This window comes from bacterium (assembly GCA_023228325.1).
Taxonomy (GTDB): Bacteria; Auribacterota; UBA6266; order UBA6266; family UBA6266; genus UBA6266.
The window spans coordinates 1-7,483 of record JALOBK010000014.1 but is presented as its reverse complement, the minus strand read 5'-3'; the positions used below and the strand labels follow the sequence as shown (position 1 = coordinate 7,483).

Sequence of the window (7,483 nt, the reverse complement as noted above, 5' to 3'; positions counted from 1 at the left end):
GATTAATCATGTTTGTTGATTTTTACGCGGATTTTTATCTTGTGATTTATTATAGCATTTTTCTTTTTTCGAACGCACGACAAAAATGCTCTAACCGGTTTTGGAAGCAAGCTCGCAAAAATTCAGAAGCAAACGGGCTACAAGAATGGGACCGGTGCCTCCGGGAGTCGGAGTGTAATATCCTTTCATATTCGCGTCCGACGGAGCGAAATCGCCTTTCAGCTTTCCGTCTTTGTCTTTTCCGTATCCGAAATCGATGATCAAGACGTCGGGCTTCACTTCCGATTCTTTGACGATTCCGGGAACCCCGGTCCCCAAGACCAAGATATCCGCGGTTTTAACTGGAGAGAAATCGTCTCCTTTGTCTATCAAGAAAAGCTCACGGCATTTCCCCCGGAGCCAATCGCTTACGGGCCGGCCGACCAAAAACCCGAGACCGATTACGGCCGCGGATTTTTGCTTCAAATCGATCTTCTGGAAATCCAGGATTTCTTTGACGGCCCCGACGGCCGGAGGCAAAACCAAAGACTTCCCTTCCCGGAAAAGATTGATCGATTCCGAGCTTAAGACATCCGGATCCTTTTCCCGCGGCACCGCGTCGAGAACCGCTTGCCTGTCCAAATGATCCGGTAAAGGAAGTTGGATAATGATTCCTCCGCAGTTTTTGTCGGCGGAAAGGTTTTCGACCGCGGAAACCAGATCCTTTTCCGATACGCTTTCCGGGAATTCGAAAACCCGGAAATCGATGCCGGCTTTTTCCGCAGCCTGCTGTTTTTGTTTTTTGACGAAACTCAAAGAAGCCGGGTTGTCGCCGACAAGGATGGCGGCCAAGAACTTGTTTTTGGGGACAATCGGCTTAATCCGTTCGTAGATATTCTGGCTGATCAAAGCGCCGCTAAGCGGAATCATAAAATGAGCATAGCTTAAAAAAGCCTTATATAGAAGGCTTTAATGTCCGGATAACAAACATTTTTCTTTATAGCTTGCCAAAAGGCACAAAATATGGTATTTATAAACAATAGGAGGTGGAAATATGAGCGTTCTTTTTTTGGACAAGTCCGTTCTCAGGAGAGAACGGAGGATGGAGGAACGTATGTTTGGCGACGCCCCCGGCAGAAGAGATCTTGAGACGGTATTAGATCTCTATGCCGAAGCAAACGATCCTCGGTATGCTCAAAATTCCCAAGCATATCGGGATCATAGCCGTCGTCTTGCCGCCAAAAGACGCCAGTATCCTTCGTCATAATTCGCTAAGCCGCCCACCTTAAAGGTTGTGGCGGCCTTTTCTTATTTCCTTTTCTTCAGAATCTCGTAGATTCTTTTCGCGATCCGGCCCATGTCTTTTTCTTTCATGCCGCGGCGCGTGACCGCCGGAGTGCCGATCCTGATTCCGGACGGCTTGAAAGCCGAAGTGTCTCCGGGAATGCTGTTCCGGTTCGCGAGAATATGGTTTTTTTCGAGCAGTTTTTCGGCGGTCAGGCCGTCGATACCGAAATTCTTCAAGTCCACGAGCATCAAATGATTGTCCGTGCCTCCGGTCACCAGATCGAATCCGAGTTTTTTTAATTCTTCGGCCAAGGCGCGGGCATTTTTCAAAATCTGCTCCTCGTATCTCTTGAACTGCGGCTTTTGGGCTTCGTAGAACATTTGGCATTTGGCCGCGGTGACGTTGTTGTGCGGGCCGCCCTGGAGCCCGGGAAAAACCGCTTTGTCGATTTTCTCGGCAATCTCTTTTTTGGAAAAAATGATCGCCCCCCTCGGACCGGCCAGAGTCTTGTGGGTGGTCGTCGTCACGACGTCGCTATGCGGAAACGGCGTCGGGTGGAGTCCGGCCAAAACCAGTCCGGCGATATGGGAAATGTCGGCCATGTGATAAGCGCCGACGGATTTGGCGATTTCTCCAATGCGCTTGAAATTGATTTTCCGAGGATAGGCGGAAATGCCGGAGACGATTATTTTCGGACGGTGCTTTTTGGCCAGAGCTTCTATTTCTTCGTAGTCGATGAGCCCGGTTTTCTCGTTAACGCCGTATTGGACCGAGTGGAAGAACTTCCCGGAAAAAGAAACTTTGTGGCCGTGGGTCAAATGGCCTCCGGCCGCAAGCTTCATTCCCAGGATCGTTTCTCCGGGCTCGAGCAAGGCGCCGTAAACCGCGAAATTGGCCGGCGATCCGGAATAAGGCTGGACATTGGCGGACCATTTCGAGGGGCTCAAACGGAAAGCTTTTAAGGCAATCCCTTTGCACAGTTCTTCAATCTCGTCGTAATATTTGTTTCCCGGATAATAGCGCTTTCCCGGATAGCCTTCGGAGTATTTGTTGACCAAAACCGATCCCAAAAGCTCCCTCACCTCTTCCGAGGCATAATTCTCGGAAGCGATGAGGTCGATGTCTCGAATCTGCCTTTTTTCTTCTTTTTTAACCAGGTCCCAAAGCTTTGGATATTTCATATATAGGAAGAATACACCAAATTTCTTTGGAAACAAAAGCCCCGAGAATTATCCACAGGGAAGCCCTTGCATCGATTCCCGCCGAACATAAAATTACTCCTAGTGCCCAGACGCGAACCAAAATCAGAACCGCATTATCCGCGTAAATCCATTTTAAAAAATGAGCCGATTGGCTCATTTTTTTTGACTCGCGAAGGATTCGCTCCGATTCCGCCGCCGATCTGATGAGAACGACGATCGCCGGGAATCTCGTATTACAAACAAGAAAGACTCTATGAACATCAACCACTTCAGAAATCTCATCGGAATCAACAATTCTATTTTCAATGCCGGCCACGACCATTACCGGAAATCCGGACTCACCTACGCCGAAGTGCCGCACATAGTCGGTATCACCGGCGCCTGCGAAAACGTGGACACTCTTTTTAAAATCCAGAACCGGATGAACAATCCATTGTTTTTTACCCAAACCGGCCAGCTTTCGCTCGAACAGCTTCTCCAGTGCTTTCCCGGAATGTACACCGTGATCCACAGCGGCCGCGACGAAGAAGAGGAGGATCCAAGGCACTTGAGGCAATTCATGCTGATCGAAGAAGAATTCGACTGGAGCTTCATCGATCCGGACATATCCAAATACGACGAAGAAAAAATGTACGAGGTTTTGCTCGAGCATATCGAAGCAGCGGTCAAAGCCATGGTGAAAAGAGCGATCGAAGAAAACTCCGAAGCGCTCGGAAAGGAATACGGCCGCGACGCGAAAAGATTTTCTCAAAGCCTGGAAGATCCTTTTTGGAGAATAGATTATGAAGACGCTTTGAATCTTTTGCGGAAGAACGGATTTCCCGAACTTCGCTGGGGCGACGATCTAAAAGCCGATCACGAAGCCATGGTGGTCAGACTGCTCAATGGAAACGAATCCGAGCCGCGGCCGGTATTCATCATGCGCTATCCTAAAGAAATAAAGTTCTTCAACATGAAAGTCTCAGAAAAAGATCCGCGGGTGGTGCTTTCGGCCGATTTGATCTTTCCCTTCGCCGGAGAAGGGGTGGGGTCGGCCGTCCGCGAGCCAAACGGAGAAAAGCTAGAAAAACGCCTGCTCGATTCCAACATGTTCAGGCTTCATAAGGAGCGCGGCGGAACCCTGGAAGATTTTCGTTGGTATCTCGACCTCGTCAAGTCCAAGAAAACCAAGCCCCACGCCGGCTACGGGCTGGGAAACGAACGCCTGGTCCAATATCTTCTGGGATCGGACGACATCAGGAACTGTTCCACTTTCCGGATGATCGCAAACTGAATGTTGACTTAAAGTAACGGCCATAATAGAATCCGACTACACTGGACCTTGAAAGGAGGATCAAAATGGCTCAATACGATACGAGGCCCTTGCCTATCGGGAGGCTCTATAGGATTCTTTACGAAGAAGGAAGAGAGACGATACCTCCCGAACGCCTCAGGCGCGAGCAAAAGCTTGAGGCAATCATCAGTATCGCGCACGAAAACAACTGCGAGCTAGCCACCCTCACTTATTGCGTGCTTAATAAGAGGAGGGCGCAGTCGTTAGCCGAGACTTACGAAAAACATATACATCCCAAGCCGCCCTACCACAACGATCTGGACAATGATCAGAAGCTCGAGGCGATAAGAAGTTTCGCCGCGAAGAAGGGCTGGACGCTTAGGATTACTGAGCGTTACAAGATCTATTTTAGAACCGAGGATTGAGATGCATAGGAACCACGCCGCCCCTAAAAAAGGCGGCTTTTCTTTTTTACGAGCAACAACCGCCTCATCCGTAGATCGTTCTGTTCAAATAATTCTTGATGATTTTCGCGCTCGGAGGGAATACCTTTTCCGGAAGTTCATCCAGAAAAAACCATCGCCATTCGGTGATTTCTTCCGGTTCCATGGTTTGCGGCTCTCCGTTAAAATCTTCGCACAGGAATCCGACGGTGACGAAATGCTTGTCCGCCAGAATCTCGTCGGCGACGCTCATCAATTCCAGCTTATTAAGCTTGATGCCTGTTTCTTCCAAAGCTTCACGGCGGGCGGCTTCTTCAAGCTTTTCTCCGAAATCCAATTTTCCTCCAGGCATGGTCCAAGTGCCTTCTCCGTGAAGCTCGCTCGACGCTTTTTCCGCATCGTCGTTTCTTTTGCCGAGCAAAACCCGGCCCTGCCTCAGGACCATCACTCCCACTCCCACGCCGGGCTTAAGCTGATTGGTCATATAAGCATTATATAGAAAGAAAGGGTGCCATCATAGAGGAAAACAAGGTTGTAACCTCGCAAAATCAGCACCTTTTAGTTATCCCCACCCTTTGTTGACTTCCGGACCCAAAAAAGTGATACTAAGTTTATAAACGCCCCAGCCAGCCGCAAGGTCCGCTGGGGTTTTTATTCCATCTAAGGACTGATACAATTGGCTGAATGAAGACTATCTTTTTGATTGACGGCGAAAACCTTAAAGGCAAGATTAAGGAGGCTTATAAGATCGCCGAGAAAGAAAAACCTTTATGGCATGAGTATGATTTTAAAGGGTTATTCAATAAAGTGTTATCGGGTATCAAAATAGATAAAAAAGTATTTTATTTTGCCAAAATCAAAGAACACAAAGATAGTAAAGAAAAATCTAGGCAGCTTATACAAGAACAGCGCCTATTAAAAACCAGTCTTGAAAGACAGGGATTTGAGGTAATTTTGAGCGGTCGAGTAAGGGGCCAACTAGAAGAAAATCAAAGAGGAGGGAAAACATTAGTTTTTAAAGAAAAAGGTGTCGATGTAAGAATAGCGGTAGATATGATGAGCCTTGCTTGTGACAAGAAGGCCAAAGAGATAATTCTGGGCAGCTCCGACTCGGACTTACAGCCGGCCATTAAAGAAATCAAACAAAGAGAAATATCTTGCACCTATCTTGGCTTTGAATATAACCCCAATAAAGGGCTTTCATATACAACCGACAGAACCATTCTTATAAGGGACTCCGAGATTTTCGAGTTCGGTAGCAACACCTTATTTAAATGAAACCTCATTGGTTGTAACTTAAATCTCCCATCGAGCGGGGAGATCTACAAACCTGGGTGACCAACGGGAATCGAACCCGTATCGCCGCTTCCACAGAGCGGAGCTTTACCACTAAGCTATGGCCACCATCGCTTCTGTATTCTACAAAAAAATGACCGAAGAGCAAATCCTGTCGGAGAGCCGAGAATCGAACTCGGACCGCGTGCTCCCAAAGCACGTATACTACCACTATACTACTCTCCGTTTGGTTTCCGCGGCAGCCGCATCGCGGCCGATAAGAGTCAATTTGTGCCGCGAGAGGGAATCGAACCCCCGACGCCATCCTCTTCAGGGATGCGCTCTACCACTGAGCTATCACGGCATGAAATCAGGTTAGCATTTTCGGGGCGGCTTTTCAATCTCGAAAAAAGTGTTGTAGAATGGCTTTGTCAAAGCCCCTGTAGTTCAACGGATAGAACTGCGCACTCCTAACGCGCCAATCGAGGTTCAATTCCTCGTGGGGGCACACGCTTTTCCAAAAAAGCGTAGAACTAGGCCCTCGTAGTTCAATGGACAGAACCGGAGACTTCTAATCTCTTAATGGGGGTTCGATTCCTCCCGAGGGCGCAAACAAAACAAGCCCCGTGGCATGGCCAGGGCTTGTTTTATTGGAAATACTTGTTGAACTCCCTGATCTGGGTTTGGGCTCTCCGGTTCTGGCTGTTGATTTGCTCCACCTGGGCGTTGACTTCTTCGAGAATGGAGGCGGTTCCCGCATTGAAATCCTTCGGAGAACTGCTTAAGAATTTCAAGCGCAGATGTTCCAAGAGGGTCTGCAATCCGTCGTTGTAGCTCATCAGCTGGTTTACCAGAGTCATTTCCGCGGAAACGGCCTGCAAGCCGGCGGCCTGAGCCTGAACCGAGTTGACCTCGCCGAGACCGGCGATCATTTTTTGAAGCTCGGAAAGAAGCCCGACGCATTTTTCCCTTATCTCGTTATTCCTCTTGATCTCGGTGATAACGAGATCAACGGCCTCATAGTAATTTCCGGCTTTGTCCTCGCGGCTGATCGCCTCCAGATTGGCGGCGGCCTCGCTCGAAAGGCCGGTGATTTCTTCGGCGATGACCGAACTCGCCGTCTTGGCCTCGAGAAGCTCCGGAGGGAATTCTATCTTTTTCTCCGAAGCGTAAAAATACAAAAAAACAGCGGCGGCAACCATGACGAGTCCGGAGATTTTAAGCCAGAAAAGCGCCTGTTTCTTTGGCATATTCACCATATATTATGGGATTTCTTTACAAGAATCAAATCTTCGACTAACCTGAAATAAGTCGCGAAAATGTTCTGCGATCAAGGAAAAAGCGGGATTAGTATAGTGGCAGTACGCTACCTTGCCAAGGTAATGGCGCCGGTTCGATTCCGGTATCCCGCTCATAATAAATAACCCCCGCCAAAGACGGGATTATTTTATTTGTACAGATTAAGCCTCCAAAAATCCCTGGATAAACGAAGCGGCTAAAGTCAAAATAATAAGGCTGAATACCAAATAGCCCCAAAACGCCCAACGATTTTCGGAGTCCTTAAAATCTTCGAAACTGGACCACTTGTTCCTATTCCAGGACAATCTCCGGCTATTCGTAATCTGGAAATACAGAAACCACGCGTAAAAACCTAAAATGATCAAAGCCAAAATTGATGACGCCACTGTTTCTTCGTCTCCCATAAGCCAAGTAATAATATTCAGGCCTACAATGGCCGCGATAAAATCCCAATGGCCCCTGACGATCATGTTTAAAGGCCCGAAAACGGAAAAAGACGGCTTATAAAGATATTCCATTTCTTTCTCCGACAACCCTGCTTTATCTTTAACCTCTGTTTTGTCAAACCATTTCATGGATTTATTATAGCAGATTGCATCCAAAAGCCAGCGATTGATTAATTTTACAAATCCTCGGCGAACTTATAGACTGAAATGGTTTCCGGGAGTTTAGGTAAGTGGTATACCGGCGGTCTCCAAAACCGCGGTCGGGGGTTCGATTCCTC

Annotated in this window: 8 protein-coding genes and 6 tRNA genes; 6 read left to right on the top strand and 8 right to left on the bottom strand. The window is 48.0% G+C overall.

The window, feature by feature from the left end; all coding sequences use genetic code 11:
- Positions 1–90: 90 nt before the first annotated feature.
- Positions 91–909, bottom strand: coding sequence for a bifunctional 5,10-methylenetetrahydrofolate dehydrogenase/5,10-methenyltetrahydrofolate cyclohydrolase (locus M0R36_10715; GenBank protein MCK9556260.1), 819 nt, complete (start codon positions 907–909; stop codon positions 91–93).
- A 378-nt stretch (positions 910–1,287) separates the two neighbouring features.
- Positions 1,288–2,448: a serine hydroxymethyltransferase gene (locus tag M0R36_10710; GenBank protein MCK9556259.1), complete on the bottom strand. Its 1,161-nt coding sequence runs from the start codon at positions 2,446–2,448 to the stop codon at positions 1,288–1,290.
- A gap of 274 nt (positions 2,449–2,722) precedes the next feature.
- Here M0R36_10710 and M0R36_10705 point away from each other — a divergent pair, with 274 nt between their 5' ends.
- Both M0R36_10705 and M0R36_10700 read left to right on the top strand, forming a co-directional pair.
- Positions 2,723–3,742 (top strand): hypothetical protein, encoded by a 1,020-nt coding sequence (locus M0R36_10705; protein ID MCK9556258.1) that lies wholly within the window; start codon positions 2,723–2,725, stop codon positions 3,740–3,742.
- 65 nt (positions 3,743–3,807) lie between these two features.
- Entirely contained in the window at positions 3,808–4,167 is a 360-nt protein-coding gene (locus M0R36_10700; protein ID MCK9556257.1) for a hypothetical protein, read from the top strand.
- A 64-nt stretch (positions 4,168–4,231) separates the two neighbouring features.
- On the opposite strand, the gene M0R36_10695 is transcribed toward M0R36_10700, so the two are convergent.
- Entirely contained in the window at positions 4,232–4,669 is a 438-nt protein-coding gene (locus M0R36_10695) for an NUDIX domain-containing protein (protein ID MCK9556256.1), read from the bottom strand.
- A gap of 200 nt (positions 4,670–4,869) precedes the next feature.
- On the opposite strand from M0R36_10695, the gene M0R36_10690 reads away from it, so the two are divergent.
- A complete protein-coding gene (locus tag M0R36_10690; protein MCK9556255.1) occupies positions 4,870–5,463 on the top strand; it encodes an NYN domain-containing protein in 594 nt (197 codons plus the stop codon).
- Between the two features lie 55 nt (positions 5,464–5,518).
- Here M0R36_10690 and M0R36_10685 read toward each other — a convergent pair.
- The 3 genes from M0R36_10685 to M0R36_10675 all read right to left on the bottom strand — a co-directional run bounded on the left by M0R36_10685 (position 5,519) and on the right by M0R36_10675 (position 5,824).
- Positions 5,519–5,589, bottom strand: a tRNA-His gene (locus M0R36_10685).
- A 46-nt stretch (positions 5,590–5,635) separates the two neighbouring features.
- Positions 5,636–5,706, bottom strand: a tRNA-Pro gene (locus tag M0R36_10680).
- Positions 5,707–5,752: 46 nt separating this feature from the next.
- Positions 5,753–5,824: transfer RNA gene (locus M0R36_10675), tRNA-Phe, on the bottom strand.
- A gap of 72 nt (positions 5,825–5,896) precedes the next feature.
- On the opposite strand from M0R36_10675, the gene M0R36_10670 reads away from it, so the two are divergent.
- Both M0R36_10670 and M0R36_10665 read left to right on the top strand, forming a co-directional pair.
- Positions 5,897–5,968 (top strand) — tRNA-Arg (locus tag M0R36_10670).
- Between the two features lie 29 nt (positions 5,969–5,997).
- Positions 5,998–6,069, top strand: a tRNA-Arg gene (locus M0R36_10665).
- Between the two features lie 38 nt (positions 6,070–6,107).
- On the opposite strand, the gene M0R36_10660 is transcribed toward M0R36_10665, so the two are convergent.
- The gene (locus M0R36_10660) at positions 6,108–6,710 is read right to left on the bottom strand and encodes a hypothetical protein (GenBank protein ID MCK9556254.1); all 603 of its coding nucleotides are present in this window, start codon (positions 6,708–6,710) and stop codon (positions 6,108–6,110) included.
- A 91-nt stretch (positions 6,711–6,801) separates the two neighbouring features.
- Here M0R36_10660 and M0R36_10655 point away from each other — a divergent pair.
- Positions 6,802–6,872, top strand: a tRNA-Gly gene (locus tag M0R36_10655).
- Positions 6,873–6,920: 48 nt separating this feature from the next.
- Here the strand turns inward: M0R36_10655 and M0R36_10650 are convergent.
- Positions 6,921–7,334, bottom strand: a complete 414-nt coding sequence (locus M0R36_10650; protein ID MCK9556253.1) for a hypothetical protein — start codon at positions 7,332–7,334, stop codon at positions 6,921–6,923.
- Positions 7,335–7,483: the final 149 nt, after the last annotated feature.

Bases quoted from the DNA above. Each gene is read 5' to 3' on its own strand.
- M0R36_10715 (MCK9556260.1), bottom strand. From the start codon at position 909: ATGATTCCGCTTAGCGGCGCTTTGATCAGCCAGAATATCTACGAACGG.
- M0R36_10710 (MCK9556259.1), bottom strand. From the start codon at position 2,448: ATGAAATATCCAAAGCTTTGGGACCTGGTTAAAAAAGAAGAAAAAAGG.
- M0R36_10705 (MCK9556258.1), top strand. From the start codon at position 2,723: ATGAACATCAACCACTTCAGAAATCTCATCGGAATCAACAATTCTATT.
- M0R36_10700 (MCK9556257.1), top strand. From the start codon at position 3,808: ATGGCTCAATACGATACGAGGCCCTTGCCTATCGGGAGGCTCTATAGG.
- M0R36_10695 (MCK9556256.1), bottom strand. From the start codon at position 4,669: ATGACCAATCAGCTTAAGCCCGGCGTGGGAGTGGGAGTGATGGTCCTG.
- M0R36_10690 (MCK9556255.1), top strand. From the start codon at position 4,870: ATGAAGACTATCTTTTTGATTGACGGCGAAAACCTTAAAGGCAAGATT.
- M0R36_10660 (MCK9556254.1), bottom strand. From the start codon at position 6,710: ATGCCAAAGAAACAGGCGCTTTTCTGGCTTAAAATCTCCGGACTCGTC.
- M0R36_10650 (MCK9556253.1), bottom strand. From the start codon at position 7,334: ATGAAATGGTTTGACAAAACAGAGGTTAAAGATAAAGCAGGGTTGTCG.